The sequence below is a fragment of the Streptomyces fradiae ATCC 10745 = DSM 40063 genome, from assembly GCF_008704425.1.
Lineage (GTDB): Bacteria > Actinomycetota > Actinomycetes > Streptomycetales > Streptomycetaceae > Streptomyces > Streptomyces fradiae.
In genome coordinates this window covers 1,981,218-1,999,754 of sequence record NZ_CP023696.1, presented here as the reverse complement: position 1 = coordinate 1,999,754, position 18,537 = coordinate 1,981,218, and the positions used below count along the sequence as shown (strand labels likewise).

Genomic DNA, 18,537 nt, shown 5'->3' with positions numbered 1-18,537 from the left:
CCATGAGTCTGTTCCGGGATGACGGCGTCGTGCTGCGTACGCAGAAGCTGGGCGAGGCCGACCGGATCATCACCTTCCTCACCCGCGGCCACGGCCGGGTGCGGGCCGTCGCGCGCGGGGTGCGCCGCACGAAGTCGAAGTTCGGCGCGCGGCTGGAGCCGTTCTCCCACGTCGACGTCCAGTTCTTCGCGCGCGGCTCCGACCTCGTCGGGCGCGGCCTGCCGCTGTGCACCCAGACGGAGACCATCGCCCCGTACGGCGGCTCCATCGTCACCGACTACGCCCGCTACACGGCCGGCACGGCCATGCTGGAGACCGCCGAGCGGTTCACCGACCACGAGGGCGAGCCCGCGGTGCAGCAGTACCTGCTGCTCGTCGGCGCGCTGCGCACCCTCGCGCGCGGCGAGCACGCCCCGCACCTCGTCCTCGACGCGTTCCTGCTGCGCTCCCTCGCCGTCAACGGCTACGCCCCCTCCTTCGAGGACTGCGCCCGCTGCGGCATCCACGGGCCGAACCGGTTCTTCTCGGTCGCCGCGGGCGGAGTGGTCTGCGGCGACTGCCGGGTGCCCGGCAGCGTCGTACCCTCGGCGGAGGCCGTCGGTCTGCTCAGCGCGCTGCTGACCGGCGACTGGGCGACGGCCGACGCGTGCGAGCCGCGCCACGTCAGGGAGGGGAGCGGGCTGGTGTCCGCCTATCTGCACTGGCACCTGGAGCGCGGACTGCGCTCGCTGCGCTACGTGGAGAAGCAAGAGAACTAGGAGATGTGAGCCGCATGGCCATGGCACGACGCGGAATCCTCGGGCGCTCCAGGCGCCGGTACCGGGACCCCGAGCCGCACCCGTCCGGCGCGCGCCCGCCGAAGATCCCCGGCGAGATGGTGCCCGGGCACGTGGCGATCGTCATGGACGGCAACGGCCGCTGGGCCAAGGAGCGCGGCCTGCCCCGCACCGAAGGCCACAAGGTCGGCGCCGAGCGCGTCCTCGACGTGCTCCAGGGCGCCATCGAGATGGGCGTCGGCAGCATCTCCCTGTACGCGTTCTCCACCGAGAACTGGCGGCGCTCACCCGACGAGGTGCGCTTCCTGATGAACTTCAACCGGGACTTCATCCGCAGGACCCGCGACCAGCTCGACGAGCTGGGCATCCGGGTCCGCTGGGTCGGCCGGATGCCCAAGCTGTGGAAGTCGGTCGCGCAGGAGCTCCAGATCGCCCAGGAGCAGACCAAGGACAACGACCGCCTCACCCTGTACTTCTGCATGAACTACGGCGGCCGGGCCGAGATCGCGGACGCGGCGCAGGCCCTCGCGGCGGACGTGAAGGCGGGCCGGCTGGACCCGTCGAAGGTCACCGAGAAGACGTTCGCGAAGTACCTGTACTACGCGGACATGCCCGACGTGGACCTGTTCCTGCGCCCGAGCGGCGAGCAGCGCACCTCCAACTACCTGCTGTGGCAGAGCGCGTACGCCGAGATGGTCTTCCAGGACGTGCTGTGGCCCGACTTCGACCGCCGCGACCTGTGGCGGGCCTGCCTGGAGTACGCCCAGCGCGACCGCCGCTTCGGCGGGGCCGTGCCGAACGAGGAGCTGCTCGCGATGGAGGCGGCGATGCGCGGCACCGAGGCGGAGGCGGCCGGGGCCGGCGGCGCCGCCGGCTGACGCGGGCCTGGGATGCGTGAAGGGCGCGGCTCCCGGGCGGGAGCCGCGCCCTTCTTCACCGTGCCCCGGGGGCACGCGGGTCAGTCGCCGGACCGGGCGGCGGCGGCCGCGCACTCCGCGCAGGTGCCGAAGATCTCCACCGTGTGCGCCACGTTCACGAAGCCGTGCTCGGCGGCCACGGACTCCGCCCACTCCTCGACGGCGGGGCCCTCCACCTCGACGGCCTTGCCGCAGCCCCGGCACACCAGGTGGTGGTGGTGCTCGCCGGTCGAGCAGCGGCGGTACACCGCCTCGCCGTCGCTGGTGCGCAGCACGTCCACCTCGCCCGCGTCGGCGAGCGACTGCAGCGTGCGGTAGACCGTCGTGAGACCGACGGAGTCCCCGCGGTGCTTGAGCATGTCGTGCAGCTCCTGCGCGCTGCGGAACTCGTCCACCTCGTTCAGTGCCGCCGCGACGGCGGCGCGCTGCCGGGTCGACCGCGCGCGTACGCCGGATCCTGCCGTCGCCACAGGTGCCTCCTTGCCTCGGCCCGCTCACTCGTACGCCATGCGTCCGCTTACGTCGGGCCATTCTGCCAGGCCCCGCGACGGGGCCCCGCAGCCGTGCTGTCGTCCCCCGGCCGGAATCAGACCCTGACGTCGTCGGCCGTGCCGGGGGAGGGGCGCGCGCCGTCGTGCGCCCCGGCGGCCTCGGCCGCCCGCGCCCGCCGCCGGGCGAGCGGCGCGGCCAGTACGGCGAAGGCGACGAACACGGCGATGGCCAGCAGCACGATCGTCGCGCCCGGCGGGACGTCCTGGTAGTACGTGGTGACCGTGCCGGCCACCGACACCGCCGTGCCGATGAGCACCGCCACCGCGAAGGTGGCGCGGAAGCTCCGGGTGAGCTGCTGCGCCGCCGCCACCGGCACCACCATCAGGGCGCTGACCAGCAGCAGCCCCACGACGCGCATGGCGACCGTCACGGTGACCGCCGCGGTCACGGCCACGAGCAGGTTCAGCGCCCGCACCGGCAGGCCGGTCACCCGCGCGAACTCCTCGTCCTGGCTGACGGCGAACAGCTGGCGGCGCAGCCCCAGCGACACGGCCAGCACGAACGCGGCGAGCACGCAGATCGCCACCACGTCCTGCGGCGACACCGTCGCCAGCGAGCCGAAGAGGTAGCCGACCAGGTTGGCCGTGGAGCCGTCCGGGGAGAGGCTGGTCAGCAGCAGACCGCCGGCCATACCGCCGTAGAAGAGCAGGGCGAGCGCGATGTCGCCGTGCGTCCGCCCGTACATCCGGATCAGCTCCATCAGGACGGCGCCGACGATCGAGACCAGCCCGGCGACCCACACCGGGTTGGCCGACATCAGGAAGCCCAGCCCGACGCCGGTCATGGCGACGTGGCCGATCCCGTCGCCCATCAGGGCCTGGCGCCGCTGCACCAGGTGGATGCCGACGGCGGGCGCGGTGACGCCGACCAGGAGGGCGGCGAGGAGCGCCCGCTGCATGAAGGCGTGCTCGAGGATTTCCATGGTCAGGTCAGCAGTCCCGTGCGGAGCGGCTCGTCGGCCGCGTGCGGATGTACGTGGTCGTGGCCGGGCAGCGCGTGCTGGCCGACGGCCTCGGGCGGCGGACCGTCGTGGACGACGCATCCGTCGCGCAGGACGACCGCGCGGTCGATCAGGGGCTCCAGAGGCCCCAGCTCGTGCAGGACGAGCAGGACGGTCGTGCCGTCCCCCACCTGCTCGCGCAGGGTGGCGGCGAGCACCTCCTGGCTGGCCAGGTCGACCCCGGCCATCGGCTCGTCCATGATCAGCAGCTCCGGCTCGGAGGCGAGGGCGCGGGCGATCAGCACGCGCTGGTGCTGGCCGCCGGAGAGCGCCCACACCGAGTCCTTCGCCCGGTCGGCGAGCCCGACCAGCTCGATGGCCCGCTCCACGGCCGCCCGGTCGGCGCGCGAGGGCCACCGCAGCCCGGTGCGGGAGAGCCGGCCGGAGGCGACGACCTCGCGGACGGTGGCGGGCACGCCGCTGGCGGCCGTGGTGCGCTGCGGCACGTAGCCGACGCGCGACCAGTCGCGGAAGCGGCGCAGCTCGGTGCCGAAGAGGGAGACCCCGCCGCCGGTGAGCGGCACCTGGCCGATCACCGAGCGGACGGCGGTGGACTTGCCGGAGCCGTTGGCGCCGAGGAGGGCGACGACCTCGCCGCGGTGGACGGCGAAGTCGACGCCGCGGAGCACGGGACGGGAGCCGAGCGTGGCCGTGGCCGCCCGGACGGAGATGACGGGCTCGCTGCTCACCGTGCCTCCAGGGGGTGTGCGGACGGGGGAGGGGCGGGTCACTTCGCGCCGAGCGCCTTCTGCAGGGCCGCGAGGTTGGCGCGCATGACCTCCAGGTAGTCAGCGCCCTTGGACCGCTCGGTGATTCCCTCCAGCGGGTCCAGGACGTCGGTCTTCAGGCCGGTGTCCTTCGCGAGGGTGCGGGCGGTGCGGTCGCTGGCGAGGGTCTCGAAGAAGACGGTGGTGACCTTCTCCTTCCGCGCGATCTCCTGGAGCTCCTTGATCCGGGCGGGGCTCGGCTCCGACTCGGGGTCGAGGCCGGCGATGCCCTCCTGGTCCAGGCCGTAGCGCTCGGCGAGGTGGCCGAAGGCGGTGTGGGAGGTGATGAAGGTGCGCGTCGCGGTGTTCTTCAGGCCGTCGCGGAAGGCGGTGTCGAGGGCGCCGAGCTTCTTCACCAGCTCGTCGGTGTTCTTCTCGTACGCGGCGGCGTTGTCCGGGTCGGCCTTGGCGAGGCCGGCGCCCACGCCCTTGGCGACCTCGGCGTACTTGACCGGGTCGAGCCAGACGTGCGGGTCGCCGCCCTCGTGGGCGTGGTCGTGGCCGCCGGGCTCCTCGGACTCCGCGGCGTGGGCCTCCCCGGCGTGGGACTCCTCCGCGTGCGCCTCGCCCTCGTGCGCCTCGCCCTCGTGGGCCCCGTGGTCGTCGTGGGCCTCGTGGCTCTCGCCGGCGTGGGCCCCGTCCTCGTGGGCGGTGTCCTTCTCGTCGGCGCCGTGCGCCTCCAGGGAGGTGAGCGTGGCCGCGTCGACGGTGTTCTTCACGCCGGCCTGGGCGACGGCCTGGTCGACGGCGGGCTGGAGGCCCTTGAGGTAGAGGATGAACCCGGCGTCCTGGAGACCGGCGATCTGGCGCGGCTTGAGTTCGAGGTCGTGGGGCTCGACCCCGGGCCGGGTCAGGGTGGTCACGGAGACCTTGTCGCCGCCGATCTGCTCGGCGAGGAACTGCAGGGGGTAGAACGACGCCACGACGTCCAGTTTGCCGTCCTTGCCCTTCTCCGCGCCCGTGGAGGCGCCGGAGCAGGCGGAGAGGGAGACCAGGCCGAGGACAGCGGCTCCGGCGACGGCGGTGGTGGATATGGAGCGTCGTACGTTCATGACACTCATTTTCAACTTTTCTGGAAACGATTGTCAACAAAGGGACCAAGTGGCCCTCGCCACCCACCGATTTGATCCCAGGGGCGCGCCCGCCGCTAATCTGAGGCATTCGCCGTTCGTCACCGTCGTATGAAGAGAGCACCGTGGCCGCCGACAAGATCGACACCATCGTCAGCCTGAGCAAGCGCCGTGGCTTCGTCTACCCCTGCAGTGAGATCTACGGCGGCCAGCGCGCCGCCTGGGACTACGGGCCGCTCGGTGTGGAGCTCAAGGAGAACATCAAGCGCCAGTGGTGGCGCTACATGGTCACGGCCCGCGAGGACGTCGTCGGTCTGGACTCGTCGGTGATCCTGGCGTCCGAGGTCTGGGAGGCCTCCGGCCACGTCGCGACCTTCACCGACCCGCTCACCGAGTGCACCTCCTGCCACAAGCGCTTCCGCGCCGACCACCTGGAGGAGGCGTACGAGGAGAAGCACGGGCGCGTGCCCGCGAACGGCCTCGCCGACCTGAACTGCCCCAACTGCGGCAACAAGGGCACCTTCACCGAGCCCAAGCAGTTCTCCGGCCTGCTCTCCACGCACCTCGGCCCCACCCAGGACTCCGGCTCCGTGGCGTACCTGCGCCCCGAGACCGCGCAGGGCATCTTCACCAACTTCGCCCAGGTCCAGCAGACCTCCCGGAAGAAGCCGCCGTTCGGCATCGCGCAGATGGGCAAGTCCTTCCGGAACGAGATCACTCCGGGCAACTTCATCTTCCGCACCCGCGAGTTCGAGCAGATGGAGATGGAGTTCTTCGTCAAGCCGGGCGAGGACGAGCAGTGGCAGGAGTACTGGATGGAGCAGCGCTGGAACTGGTACACCGGCCTGGGCCTGCGCGAGGAGAACATGCGCTGGTACGAGCACCCGAAGGAGAAGCTCTCCCACTACTCGAAGCGCACCGCCGACATCGAGTACCGCTTCCGCTTCGGCGGCAGCGAGTGGGGCGAGCTGGAGGGCGTCGCCAACCGCACGGACTACGACCTGTCCGCGCACTCCCGCGCCTCCGGCGCCGACCTGTCGTTCTTCGACCAGGAGGCCGGTGAGCGCTGGACGCCGTACGTCATCGAGCCGGCCGCCGGTGTGGGCCGCACCATGCTGGCCTTCCTGCTCGACGCGTACGTCGAGGACGAGGCGCCCAACGCCAAGGGCAAGATGGAGAAGCGCATCTCGCTGCGGCTCGACCCGCGCCTCGCGCCGGTGAAGGTCGCCGTGCTGCCGCTCTCCCGCAACCCGGAGCTCTCCCCGAAGGCCAAGGGCCTCGCGGCGGACCTCCGCCAGAACTGGAACATCGAGTTCGACGACGCGGGCGCCATCGGCCGCCGCTACCGCCGCCAGGACGAGATCGGCACGCCGTACTGCGTCACCGTCGACTTCGACACGCTGGAGGACAACGCGGTCACCGTCCGCGAGCGCGACTCGATGAAGCAGGAGCGCGTCTCGCTGGACCAGATCCAGGGCTACCTCGCCACCCGCCTGGTCGGCTGCTGACGCTCCCGGCGCACCTCGCGAAGCCCCCGGCTCCCCCAGCGGGACCGGGGGCTTCCCCGTGCCCCGGAGACGGTGGGCGGCGGTGCGCCGGACGGGACGGGCGGCTCGGGCGGGCAGCCCGACGGGCCGGCCCGGCGGCACCCGGTGCCGCCGCGCCGGGCCAGCCGCGCGGAAACCCGGGTGACCGCGCGCGGTCCGGCCGGTACGGTCGTACCCATGTCCTTCCTCCCGATCTACGAGTGAGAGTGCGCCGGGCCCCCGGGCCCGCGGCGCCCCACCAGACCTTCCGGACCACTTCTCACCCCTGAGGGAGACCCCCATGGCCAAGAGCCGCAACAACCTGCTCGGTGTGGGCGGACAGCGCAGGAAGCTGTCCCGCCTGGAGCAGCAGGGCGCCGCCCCGCGCGGAGGCGGCAGCGTCAAGGACGCCGCCGACGCGAAGGCGGAGCTGCTCCGCAGGATGCGCGAGCGCACCGGCGCCCAGGAGCAGGACCAGAGCTGACCCGCGCGCGAGGGGCCCGGCCGCCACCCCGGCGGCCGGGCCCCTTCGCGCATCCGCGGGGCGCCGGCCTGCCGGGCGCCCCGTCCGCCGGGCGCCCGCCTGTCGCGCGCCCCGTCCGCCGGGTGCCCGTCCGCCCCGTGGCGGTCGGGGCGGGTGGCGGTCCCGCGGGGTGCCGGGGGCGGGTCCGGCGGGGCGGGGGGCCGCCGGGGGTGCGGGACAATGGGGGGCATGACCGCGTTCAGCCCCCTCTCCATCGGCCCGCACACCGTGCTGCCCCCGGTGGTGCTCGCCCCCATGGCCGGTATCACCAACGCACCGTTCCGCACGCTCTGCCGGGAGTTCTCCGGCGGCAGGGGCCTGTTCGTGAGCGAGATGATCACCACGCGGGCGCTGGTCGAGCGCAACGAGAAGACCATGCAGCTCATCCACTTCGACGCGACCGAGACGCCGCGCTCGATCCAGCTGTACGGAGTGGACCCGGTCACGGTCGGCAAGGCGGTCCGCATGATCGTGGACGAGGACCTCGCCGACCACATCGACCTCAACTTCGGCTGCCCCGTGCCGAAGGTCACCCGCAAGGGCGGCGGCTCCGCGCTGCCGTTCAAGCGGCCGCTGCTGCGGGCGATCCTGCACGAGGCGGTGACCAACGCCGGGGACCTGCCGGTCACGATGAAGATGCGCAAGGGCATCGACGACGACCACCTCACGTACCTGGACGCCGGGCGCATCGCGGTCGAGGAGGGCGTCACGGCCATCGCGCTGCACGGCCGCACGGCCGCCCAGCACTACGGCGGCACGGCCGACTGGGACGCCATCGCCCGGCTGAAGGAGCACGTCCCGGAGATCCCGGTGCTCGGCAACGGCGACATCTGGTCCGCCGGCGACGCGCTGCGGATGATGCGCGAGACCGGCTGCGACGGTGTCGTCGTGGGCCGCGGCTGCCTGGGCCGGCCGTGGCTGTTCGGGGACCTGGTGGCCGCCTTCGAGGGCACCGGCGCGGCGGCGGCGCCGACGCTGCGGGAGGTCGCCGACGTCATGGTGCGGCACGCCCGGCTGCTCGGCGAGTGGATCGGCGACGAGTCACGCGGTGTCATCGACTTCCGCAAGCACGTCGCCTGGTACCTGAAGGGGTTCGCCGTCGGCTCCGAGATGCGCAGGCGCCTGGCCGTCACCTCCTCGCTGGACGAGCTGAGGGCCGGTCTCGACGAGCTGGACCTGGGGCAGCCGTGGCCCGCGGGCGCCGACGGGCCGCGCGGCCGGACCTCGGGCAACAACCGGGTCGTCCTGCCGGACGGCTGGCTGAAGGACCCGTGGGACTGCTCGGCGGTGAGCGCGGACGCCGAACTGGACACCTCCGGCGGCTGACCCGCGGGTGGACGGGAGGCGTCCGGATCGTGGAATCCCGGACGCCCTCGCGGCGTGATTCTCGCCACCCCTGATCGGATGCATGCTCAGATGAGCACATAGGGGATGGCTGCACTTCTCAAAGGGTGGCACTGAGTGCCACCCTTTCTGTCTTCAGGAGGTGAAGGCAAGTGTGAGGGGTGGCTGCTCACATGAGCGGCCCTTGGGGTGTTCTTGACCATGTCGCTTCAAGGGGTGAATCCTCCGGCGCGCCTGCGGCGACCCCGCCGTTACTTTCGATCTGCTGGCGGACGGGTGGATAAGGCCGTACGACGGATAGGCGTACCTCCCCAGGAGCCTTCGATCTGGGTATGTTCCTCGCCGTCAGGGCAGCCACGTCGTCCTCGAGGAGTCGAGACCCGTGTCGGAAAACAAAGATCAGAAGTTCGTGTACGACTTCACCGAGGGCAACAAGGACCTCAAGGACCTTCTCGGCGGCAAGGGTGCCAACCTCGCCGAGATGACCAACCTCGGGCTCCCGGTGCCTCCCGGCTTCACGATCACCACCGAAGCGTGCAAGGTCTACCTGGAGAGCGGCGACGAGCCCCCGGCGCTCCGCGACGAGGTCAGCGCGCACCTCGCCGCCCTGGAGCGGAAGATGGGCAAGAAGCTCGGCCAGGCCGACGACCCGCTGCTGGTCTCGGTCCGTTCCGGCGCCAAGTTCTCCATGCCCGGCATGATGGACACCGTCCTCAACATCGGTCTCTCCGACGCGTCCGTGGAGGGCCTCGCCCGGCAGTCCGGGGACGAGCGGTTCGCCTGGGACTCCTACCGCCGCCTCATCCAGATGTTCGGCAAGACCGTCCTCGGGGTCGACGGCGACCTCTTCGAGGAGGCGCTGGAGGAGGCGAAGCGGGCGAAGCAGGTCACGGTCGACACGGACCTGGAGCCCGTCGACCTGAAGAAGCTGGTCAAGCAGTTCAAGAAGATCGTCAAGGCCGAGGCCGGCCGCGAGTTCCCGCAGGACCCGCGCGAGCAGATGGACCTCGCCGTCAAGGCCGTCTTCGACTCCTGGAACGGCGACCGCGCCAAGCTGTACCGCCGCCAGGAGCGCATCCCGCACGACCTGGGCACCGCCGTCAACGTCTGCTCCATGGTCTTCGGCAACCTCGGCCCCGACTCGGGCACCGGTGTCGCCTTCACCCGCGACCCCGCCTCCGGCCAGCAGGGCGTCTACGGCGACTACCTCCAGAACGCGCAGGGCGAGGACGTCGTCGCCGGCATCCGCAACACCGTGCCGCTCGCCGACCTGGAGTCGATCGACAAGAAGTCGTACGACCAGCTCATGGGCATCATGGAGACCCTGGAGAACCACTACCTGGACCTCTGCGACATCGAGTTCACCATCGAGCGCGGCCAGCTGTGGATGCTCCAGACCCGTGTCGGCAAGCGCACCGCCGCGGCGGCCTTCCGCATCGCCACCCAGCTCGTGGACCAGGGCCTCATCGACGAGGCCGAGGCGCTGCAGCGCGTCAACGGCGCGCAGCTCGCCCAGCTGATGTTCCCGCGCTTCGACGAGGGCGCCGAGGTGGAGCAGGTCGGCCGCGGCATCGCCGCCTCGCCGGGCGCCGCCGTCGGCAAGGCGGTCTTCGACTCGTACACCGCCGTCAAGTGGTCCCGCTCCGGCGAGAAGGTCATCCTGATCCGCCGCGAGACCAATCCGGACGACCTGGACGGCATGATCGCCGCCGAGGGCATCCTCACCTCGCGCGGCGGCAAGACCTCGCACGCCGCCGTCGTGGCCCGCGGCATGGGCAAGACCTGCGTCTGCGGCGCCGAGGAGCTGGAGGTCGACACCAAGCGGCGCCGGATGACCGTCCCCGGCGGGCATGTCGTCGAGGAGGGGGACGTCGTCTCCATCGACGGCTCCACCGGCAAGGTGTACCTGGGCGAGGTACCCGTCGTACCGTCGCCGGTCGTCGAGTACTTCGAGGGCCGCATGCACGCCGGCGCCGACGACGCCGACGAGCTGGTCCAGGCGGTCCACCGGATCATGGCGTACGCCGACCGCGTCCGGCGGCTGCGGGTCCGGGCCAACGCCGACAACGCCGAGGACGCCGCGCGCGCCCGCCGGTTCGGCGCCCAGGGCATCGGCCTGTGCCGCACCGAGCACATGTTCCTCGGCGACCGCCGCCAGTACGTGGAGCGGCTGATCCTCGCCGACACGGAGGAGGAGCGGGAGGCGGCCCTCAAGGCCCTGCTGCCGCTGCAGAAGAAGGACTTCGTCGAGCTGTTCGAGGCGATGGACGGGCTGCCCGTCACCGTCCGCCTTCTCGACCCGCCGCTCCACGAGTTCCTCCCCGACATCACCGAGCTGTCGGTGCGCGTCGCCCTCGCCGAGGCCCGCAAGGAGCCGCACGAGAACGAGCTGCGCCTGCTCCAGGCCGTGCACCGGCTGCACGAGCAGAACCCGATGCTGGGCCTGCGCGGTGTCCGTCTCGGCCTGGTCATCCCCGGCCTGTTCACCATGCAGGTGCGGGCCATCGCGGAGGCCGCCGCCGAGCGCGTCGAGGCCAAGGGCGACCCGCGCGCCGAGATCATGATCCCGCTCGTCGGCACCGTCCAGGAGCTGGAGCTCGTCCGCGACGACGCCGAGCGGGTCATCGCCGAGGTCCGGCGGAGCACCGGCGTCGAGCTGAAGCTGGCGCTCGGCACGATGATCGAGCTGCCGCGCGCCGCCGTCACGGCCGGGCAGATCGCGGAGTGCGCCGAGTTCTTCTCCTTCGGCACGAACGACCTCACGCAGACCGTGTGGGGCTTCTCCCGCGACGACGTGGAGGCCAGCTTCTTCACCGCGTACCTGGAGAAGGGCATCTTCGGGGTGTCGCCGTTCGAGACGATCGACAAGGACGGCGTCGGCGCGCTGGTGCGCAGCGCCGTGGAGTCCGGCCGGGCCACCCGGCCCGACATCAAGCTCGGCGTGTGCGGCGAGCACGGCGGCGACCCGGAGTCGGTGCACTTCTTCCACGAGGTGGGCCTCGACTACGTCTCCTGCTCCCCGTTCCGGATCCCGGTGGCCCGCCTGGAGGCCGGCCGGGCCGCGGCCGGGTCGGCCGGCAGCGACAGCCGCTGACCCGTCCGGTCCCGCCGCGGCGCCCCCGCGGCGGGACCGGCACAGGCACCGGAGCCGCCGTCTGTCACCCGACCCTCACCGATCGGCGGCGGCTCCGGGTCGTGGAAGGGACGGGGCGGACACCTTTGTGCGGAGGTGTCCGTCCCGTCCCTCCTTTTTGCCGGCCGATGGGGCTTGTGTGGCTTGTCCGGCATAGCCGGCTCGTTCGGCTCGCCTGGCCTCTCGGGCTTCTCCCGGCGCCGTGGGCTCTCCCGGTTCTCCGGTCTTCCCCGGTGCCTGTGCGGCGTCGCGCCGTGTGGCGCCGTTTCGCGTCGGGCGGGTGCGCGGTACCGGGACGTACCGTCCCAAGCCCGTGCGTACCGCCGGGTGACCGCTCGGGCCGCGGGGCTCCCTCGTGCGCCGGTCCGTTCGGACGAGCGCGTTCCTGTTGAATTGCGGCCGGTTGAATTCCGTGCCAGTTGAAGAGCGGACTTTTACGGGAGATTGACATCGCGTCAATTCCGGCCCTTCCGGAAGCGAACAAACGGGCGGAGCGCGGCCACCGGATCCCCACCCGCCGACCGCGCCCCATTACCCCTGCCAGACAGGAGAGCCGCAACCTTTCGGTCCCGCCGCCGGGCGTGAGAAGCCCCCCACGGTCTTCCGGCACGCCACCTCGGTCCCGAAGGTTTCCCGTCTGACGGCGTACAGCTTTTCGGTTCCCGGCCACCGCCCGCGAGGCGTTTCAACTGTGGCTGAAATGCCGTGGTAACAACCTGTGATGACATGCATACTCCTTGGCGGGGGTGATTGCGCATGCAACAGGTGGGGGTTCAGTGCTTCGTATACATTTCACCGGCGCGGATCTCGCGGGGGTCCGGATGGCGGCCCGCCCCGACGCCCTGTGGGAAACGATTCTCAGCTTTCACCGTTTGCGGGACCGGCGGGGCGTGCCGGTCTACGGGGAATGGCGCTCGGAAACGCGGACGCGGTTGAACGGTGAAACGCGACTGCTGGGGGCGCTGGTGCCGACACGGGGCTATTTCCCGGACTTCCTGACCCCGCCCGAGGGACTTCAGGGCCTTGACACCGCGCTGGAGGCCATCCGGGCCACCCCGCCCGACCGCATCCACGCCGAGCTGTCCGTGCTCGCCTCGGAGCGCCCGGCCGCCGCGTCCCCGCCCTCGTGGACGGCCGCCCTCGCGGAGGGCCGCCCGGAGCCGTTCAGCCGCCTCCTCGGCGCCCTGCGCGGATACCACCGGGCGGCCGTCGAGCCGTACTGGACGTACATCCAGGCGCGGGTGGAGGCCGACCGGGCGGTGCGCGGGCGGGCGCTGCTCGACGGCGGCGCCGGTGAGCTGCTGGCCTCCCTGCCGCCGATGCTGCGCTGGCGCGCACCCGTCCTGGAGGCCGACTACCCCGTCGACCGGGACCTGCGGCTCGACGGGCGCGGGCTGCTGCTCCAGCCGTCGTACTTCTGCCGGGGCTCGGCCGTCATGTACCGCGACCCCGGGCTGCCGCCGGTCCTCGTCTACCCGGTGACCCACGCGGACGCCCCGGCGGGCGCCGGCGAGTCCGGCGGGGCGCCGCTCGGCCGGCTCGTGGGCCACACCCGCTCGGCCGTCCTGAAGGCGATCGGGCAGGGCGGCACGACGAGCGAGCTGGCCCGCCGGGCCGGGGTGTCCCTGGCCTCGGCGAGCCAGCACGCCGGGGTGCTGCGCGACGCCGGGCTGGTGGTCACCCTGCGCCAGGGCAGCAGCGTGCTGCACACCCTGACGCCCCTGGGTGCCGCCCTGCTGCACGGCGGCACCCGGCCCGCACGGGAGCGCCGCCGCTACGCGCGGAACGGCCCCGTCACCTCGTAGGTGATCCCGCCGGACGAGCTGCCCGACGTGCCGCGCTGGCTGGAGAAGTACAGCCGCCGCCCGTCGGGCGAGAACGCCGGGCCGCAGATCTCCGAGCCGGACTGCCCGAGGATCCGCACGAACGGCGCGACCACCTCGTCCGGGGTGATGACGCAGATCTCCATGTTGCCGCCGTCCTCGGCGACGTACAGGTCGCCCGAGGAGGCGCCGGTGATGTTGTCGACGCCGGTCAGCGGGGCGCTGCCGGACACCAGCGAGTCGTCGTAGGCCAGCTCGTAGGTGCTCGCCGACAGGTTGAGCCGCCAGACCCGGCCGTCGCCCTTGGTGGTGAACCAGACGGTGTCGTTCGCGTAGTGGCAGCCCTCGCCGCCGTTGAACCGCTTCGCGCCGGAGACCTGGTTGCGGGTGGCGGTGGGGGAGCCGTCCGGGTCGGGGACGGTCGCCCAGGTGTACGAGCCCGACGTGGCCGTGCCGGCCTTCAGGACCTGGAGGGTGCCCGCGGACAGGTCGCCCCAGGTGTTCGGCACGAACCGGTAGAAGCAGCCGTCCGACGCGTCCTCCGTCAGGTAGACGACCTTGCGGACCGGGTCGGCGGCGGCGGCCTCGTGGTTGAACCGGCCCATCGCGGCGCGGCGGACGGCGGCCTTCACGCCCCACGGGTCGGTCTCGTACACGTACCCCGAGCTGACCTCCTCGCAGGACAGCCAGGTGTTCCACGGGGTGGCGCCGCCCGCGCAGTTGCGGTTGGTGTTGGAGAGGATGCGGTAGGCGCTCGTGATGTCGCCGGACGCGTCGAAGCGGATCGCGCCCGCGCCGCCCGTGCTGGAGATCTCGGAGTTGGAGACGTAGATCCAGCCGCTGCCGTCGGCGAAGCAGGCGCCGCCGTCCGGGGCGCTGTGCCAGACGTACGACGTGCCGGCCACCCGCTGCCCGGACCGGGCGACGACCCGGCTGGTGAAGCCGGCCGGGAGCTGGAGGCCGTTGGCGTCGGCCGTGCCGAGCGCGCCGTAGGGGCCGGGGCCGGGCTGGGCGGGGGCCGCGTAGGCCGCGCCCCGCATCAGGGTGTAGCCGAAGGCGGCGGCCGCTCCGCCCGCGACCGCTCCGCGCAGGAAACCACGACGTTCCACTTCATCACTCCACTGGGGTGGTGACAGCCCCGCCGCGCCGGTCGGCGACGGGGTCGCGCGCTGCCGGAACCTAGGAGTCCCGGATTGACGGTGCAGCAACAAACGGTGAAGGGGAAGAAGAGTTCGCCGGTCGGCTCTCCGGCGGGGTCCTGCGCCGGGTCCAGATGGGGCGGGAGGCGGGTGCCGGGGCCGGTGGGACGGGGCCGACGGGAGCGGCCCGGGGCCGGCGACGGGGGCCGGGGCCGGAGGCGGGGGCGCGGGGCGTGGAGGCCGCGCCGGGGCCGGGGGCGCGGGGCGGGGGCGCGGGGCGTGGAGGGCGGTGCCGGGGCCGGGGGTGCGGGGCGTGCGCCGTGGGCGGACCCCGGGGCCGGCTGCTCCGCTCGGGTGGTCCTGGGGCCGGGAGAGAAGAAGTCCGCGCGTCGGCGATGAGTTCCGGTGACGGCCGTGGTCTACCCCTCCGTAAGCACCCACCAGGATGGAGAGAACCCGCCATGGCACAGATGATCTTCGTGAACCTGCCGGTCAAGGACCTCGACGCGGCCAAGGGCTTCTGGACGGAGCTGGGCTACTCCTTCAACCCGCAGTTCACCGACGAGAACGCCGCCTGCCTGGTCTTCAGCGACACGATCTTCGCGATGCTGCTCACGGAGCCGTTCTTCAAGAACTTCACGAAGAAGGACGTCGTCGACGCCTCCAGCGGCACGGAGGCCATCATCGCGCTGAGCGCGGACAGCCGCGAGGAGGTGGACGCGCTCGTCGACAAGGCGCTGGCCGCGGGCGCCACCCCGGCCAACGAGCCGCAGGAGTTCGGTGACGCGATGTACAGCCGCTCCTTCCAGGACCTCGACCACCACATCTGGGAGGTCGTGTGGATGGACGTCGAGAAGATGGCGGGGGAGCAGGGCGCCGCCGCACAGGGCTGAGCCGGCGCGCCCCGGGCGGGGCACGTACGGCGGGGGTGCGCGAGGCGGGGGTGACGCGCGGCGGCGGGGGCCGCGACTCGCGCGGCCCCCGCCCCCGTCCGGCCCGCCCGCGCGGCGGGCCACCCCCGTACCGGCCGGCCGGCCCGTGCCCCCTCACCGCCGGCTCGTCCCCGTGCCGGTCGGCTCGCGCGGACCGGGCGGGCCGCCCCCGTACCGGCCGGTCCGTGCCGGTCAGCTCGCGCGGACCGGGTACACCGCCACCGCCACGGCGTCGTCGTCCAGGCAGCGGCCCGTCTCGAGGTCGAAGCGCTGCTTCAGCAGCGGTGACGCCACGAACGTGCGCCCGTCCGCCGAGCCGATCAGGCCCCGTGACAGCACCTGCGCGCCGGTGAAGGGGTCCCGGTTGTCGATGGCGTACAGCCGCCCCCGGCGGTCGCGGAACAGCGCGGCCTGCCGGCCGTCCGGCAGCAGCGCGGCCATGCCCCGGCCGGGCGTCAGCGCGGCCGTGTCGCAGATGGGCAGCCAGTCGTCGTCGTGGGAGATCTCCAGCTTCATCGGGCGGACACACCTTCCAGGGTGAGGACGGTCAGGTCGGGCTTGATCTGGTCCCGCTCGGGCACGAACCGCACCGACGGGTCCGGTGCCTCCGGGGCGTTCACGAACGACACGAACCGGGCCAGGCGCTCGGGGTCGGCGAGGGTCTCCGCCCACTCGTCGCGGTAGCCGGCCACGTGCCGGGCCATCAGCGCGTCCAGCTCCTCGCCGATGCCCAGCGAGTCCTCGACCACCACCTCGCGGACGTGGTCGAGGCCGACCCGCTCCACCCACGGGGCGGTGCGCTCCAGCCGTTCCGCGGTGCGGACGTAGTACATGAGGAACCGGTCGATCAGCCGGACCAGCTCCGCGTCCGAGAGGTCCTTCGCCAGCAGGTCGGCGTGGCGCGGGGTGGCGCCGCCGTTGCCGCCGACGTACAGGTTCCAGCCGTTCGCCGTGGCGATCACGCCGAAGTCCTTCGACTGGGCCTCGGCGCACTCCCGCTGGCAGCCGGAGACGGCCGACTTCAGCTTGTGCGGCGCCCGCAGGCCCCGGTAGCGCAGCTCCAGGTCGATCGCCATGCGCACCGAGTCCTGCACCCCGTACCTGCACCAGGTCTGCCCCACGCAGGACTTCACCGTGCGCAGCGCCTTGCCGTACGCGTGCCCCGACTCGAAGCCGGCGTCCACCAGCCGCGCCCAGATCGCCGGGAGCTGCTCGACGCGCGCGCCGAACAGGTCGATCCGCTGACCACCGGTGATCTTCGTGTAGAGGCCGAACTCGCGCGCCACCTCGCCGATGACGATCAGCTTCTCGGGGGTGATCTCCCCGCCGGGGACGCGCGGCACGACCGAGTAGGAGCCGTTGCGCTGCATGTTGGCGAGGAAGTGGTCGTTGGTGTCCTGCAGCGCGGCCTGCTCGCCGTCCAGGACGTAGCCGTGCGACAGGGACGCCAGGATCGAGGCGACGGTCGGCTTGCAGACCTCGCACCCCTCGCCGCCCCTGGCCTCCTCGCGCCCGTAGCGGTCGAGCAGCTCGGCGTACGAGGTGATGCGCAGCACCTGCACGATCTCGTACAGGTCCTGGCGGGTCTGCGGGAAGCAGCCGCACAGGCCGCCGTCGCCGGTCTTCGGCAGGAGCTGCTGGATGACCTTGACGCAACTGCCGCAACCCGTGCCCGCCTTGGTGCACTTCTTCACCTCGGGCAGCGTCGTGTGCTCGCAGATCGCGCCCTTGGTGACGTTGTGGCAGGAGCAGATGACCGCCTCGTCCGGCAGCGACTCCGGGCCCAGGGCCACCGGCGCGCCCACGCCCGCCGGGAGGACCAGCTGCTCGGGCGCCACGGGCGGCACCGAACCGGTCATCGGCCGCAGCGTGCCGTACGCCTCCGCGTCGCCGACCAGGACCCCGCCGAGCAGCGTCCCGTCCGCCGCCACGACCAGCTTCTTGTAGACCCCCGCCCGCGAGTCGGCGTACACCACGTCCAGGCACCCCTCGGCCGTGCCGTGGGCGTCGCCGAAGGACGCCACGTCCACGCCGAGCAGCTTCAGCTTCGTCGACATGTCGGCGCCGGTGAAGGACGACTCGCGCCCCGCGATCGCGTCGGCGGCCGTCAGCGCCATCTCGTAGCCGGGCGCCACCAGGCCGTACACCCGGCCGTCCGCCGCGAGGGCGCACTCGCCGATCGCGTACACCGCCGGGTCCGAGGTGCGGCACCGCTCGTCCACGGCGATGCCGCCGCGCTCGCCGACCGCCAGGCCGCAGTCGCGGGCCAGCTGGTCGCGGGGGCGGACGCCGGCGGAGAACACCACCATGTCGGCCGCCAGTTCGGAGCCGTCCGACAGCCGCATGCCGGTGACCGCGCCGTCCCGGCCGGCCAGCACCTCCTGCGTGCCGACCCCGGTGTGGACCGACAGGCCCATGCCCTCGATGGTGCGCAGCAGCGCCGCGCCGCCGCCCTCGTCCACCTGCACCGGCATCAGCCGGGGCGCGAACTCCACCACGTGGGTGTCGAGCCCGAGGCCCTTCAGCGCGCCCGCCGCCTCCAGGCCCAGCAGGCCGCCGCCGACCACGGCGCCGGTCTTCGCCGTCCTCGCGTACTCCTCGATGGCGAGCAGGTCCTCGATGGTGCGGTAGACGAAGCAGCCCGCCGCGTCCTTGCCGGGCACGGGCGGCACGAACGGGTACGACCCGGTGGCCAGCACCAGCGTGTCGTACGCGACGGTCAGCCCCGAGCGGGCGGTGACCGTGCGGGCCTCCCGGTCGATCGCGACCGCCGGGTCGCCGGTGCGCAGTTCGATCCCGTGCTCCGCCATGAACCCGTCGGGCACCAGCGACAGGTCCTCGGGGGTGCGGCCGGAGAAGTACGAGGTGAGCTGCACCCGGTCGTACGCCGGGCGGGGCTCCTCGCACAGGACGACCACACGGGCCCGCCCGGTCACGCCGCGCTCGGCGAGGCCCTCCAGGAACCGCTGGCCGACCATGCCGTGGCCGACGAGGACGATGGTGGGCGTGTGCGCCGCCCCGCGCGTGTTCGGCAT

Annotated in this window: 15 protein-coding genes; 8 read left to right on the top strand and 7 right to left on the bottom strand. The window is 72.6% G+C overall.

Translation table 11 applies throughout. The features are described 5' to 3' along the window. The first annotated feature begins 2 nt into the window (after positions 1-2). Positions 3-758 carry a DNA repair protein RecO gene (recO, locus tag CP974_RS09015; protein ID WP_031128287.1) on the top strand — a complete coding sequence of 252 codons (756 nt, stop codon included), beginning with the start codon at positions 3-5 and terminating at the stop codon, positions 756-758. A gap of 20 nt (positions 759-778) precedes the next feature. Next, a complete protein-coding gene (locus CP974_RS09010) occupies positions 779-1,654 on the top strand; it encodes an isoprenyl transferase (protein WP_037936348.1) in 876 nt (291 codons plus the stop codon). 80 nt (positions 1,655-1,734) lie between these two features. On the opposite strand, the gene CP974_RS09005 is transcribed toward CP974_RS09010, so the two are convergent. The 4 genes from CP974_RS09005 to CP974_RS08990 all read right to left on the bottom strand — a co-directional run bounded on the left by CP974_RS09005 (position 1,735) and on the right by CP974_RS08990 (position 5,064). Next, entirely contained in the window at positions 1,735-2,163 is a 429-nt protein-coding gene (locus CP974_RS09005; RefSeq protein WP_031128289.1) for a Fur family transcriptional regulator, read from the bottom strand. A gap of 116 nt (positions 2,164-2,279) precedes the next feature. Continuing rightward, entirely contained in the window at positions 2,280-3,167 is an 888-nt protein-coding gene (locus CP974_RS09000; RefSeq protein WP_031128290.1) for a metal ABC transporter permease, read from the bottom strand. A 2-nt stretch (positions 3,168-3,169) separates the two neighbouring features. Next, positions 3,170-3,934 carry a metal ABC transporter ATP-binding protein gene (locus CP974_RS08995; RefSeq protein WP_031128291.1) on the bottom strand — a complete coding sequence of 255 codons (765 nt, stop codon included), beginning with the start codon at positions 3,932-3,934 and terminating at the stop codon, positions 3,170-3,172. 38 nt (positions 3,935-3,972) lie between these two features. Continuing rightward, complete coding sequence (locus CP974_RS08990; protein ID WP_031128292.1) at positions 3,973-5,064, bottom strand: metal ABC transporter substrate-binding protein; 1,092 nt, start codon at positions 5,062-5,064, stop codon at positions 3,973-3,975. 143 nt (positions 5,065-5,207) lie between these two features. Between CP974_RS08990 and CP974_RS08985 the strand changes: the two genes are divergently transcribed. The 5 genes from CP974_RS08985 (at position 5,208) to CP974_RS08965 (ending at position 13,413) form a co-directional block, all read left to right on the top strand. Continuing rightward, entirely contained in the window at positions 5,208-6,590 is a 1,383-nt protein-coding gene (locus tag CP974_RS08985; protein ID WP_031128294.1) for a glycine--tRNA ligase, read from the top strand. Between the two features lie 319 nt (positions 6,591-6,909). Then, positions 6,910-7,092 carry a DUF6243 family protein gene (locus CP974_RS08980; RefSeq protein WP_031128295.1) on the top strand — a complete coding sequence of 61 codons (183 nt, stop codon included), beginning with the start codon at positions 6,910-6,912 and terminating at the stop codon, positions 7,090-7,092. A gap of 228 nt (positions 7,093-7,320) precedes the next feature. Further along, positions 7,321-8,457, top strand: coding sequence for a tRNA dihydrouridine synthase DusB (gene dusB, locus CP974_RS08975; RefSeq protein ID WP_037939195.1), 1,137 nt, complete (start codon positions 7,321-7,323; stop codon positions 8,455-8,457). A gap of 400 nt (positions 8,458-8,857) precedes the next feature. After that, a complete protein-coding gene (gene ppdK, locus CP974_RS08970; protein ID WP_031135533.1) occupies positions 8,858-11,569 on the top strand; it encodes a pyruvate, phosphate dikinase in 2,712 nt (903 codons plus the stop codon). Positions 11,570-12,384: 815 nt separating this feature from the next. After that, a complete protein-coding gene (locus tag CP974_RS08965; RefSeq protein ID WP_031135535.1) occupies positions 12,385-13,413 on the top strand; it encodes an ArsR/SmtB family transcription factor in 1,029 nt (342 codons plus the stop codon). Here CP974_RS08965 and CP974_RS08960 read toward each other — a convergent pair. After that, positions 13,383-14,540 carry an alkaline phosphatase PhoX gene (locus CP974_RS08960; RefSeq protein WP_031135537.1) on the bottom strand — a complete coding sequence of 386 codons (1,158 nt, stop codon included), beginning with the start codon at positions 14,538-14,540 and terminating at the stop codon, positions 13,383-13,385. The two genes, CP974_RS08965 and CP974_RS08960, sit on opposite strands and share 31 nt — an antisense overlap. Before the next feature lie 491 nt (positions 14,541-15,031). Between CP974_RS08960 and CP974_RS08950 the strand changes: the two genes are divergently transcribed. Then, positions 15,032-15,463 (top strand): VOC family protein, encoded by a 432-nt coding sequence (locus CP974_RS08950; protein WP_031129590.1) that lies wholly within the window; start codon positions 15,032-15,034, stop codon positions 15,461-15,463. A 231-nt stretch (positions 15,464-15,694) separates the two neighbouring features. On the opposite strand, the gene nirD is transcribed toward CP974_RS08950, so the two are convergent. Further along, complete coding sequence (gene nirD / locus CP974_RS08945) at positions 15,695-16,018, bottom strand: nitrite reductase small subunit NirD (protein WP_031134749.1); 324 nt, start codon at positions 16,016-16,018, stop codon at positions 15,695-15,697. Beyond that, complete coding sequence (gene nirB / locus CP974_RS08940) at positions 16,015-18,537, bottom strand: nitrite reductase large subunit NirB (protein ID WP_031134747.1); 2,523 nt, start codon at positions 18,535-18,537, stop codon at positions 16,015-16,017. Before nirB ends, nirD begins: the two co-directional genes overlap by 4 nt.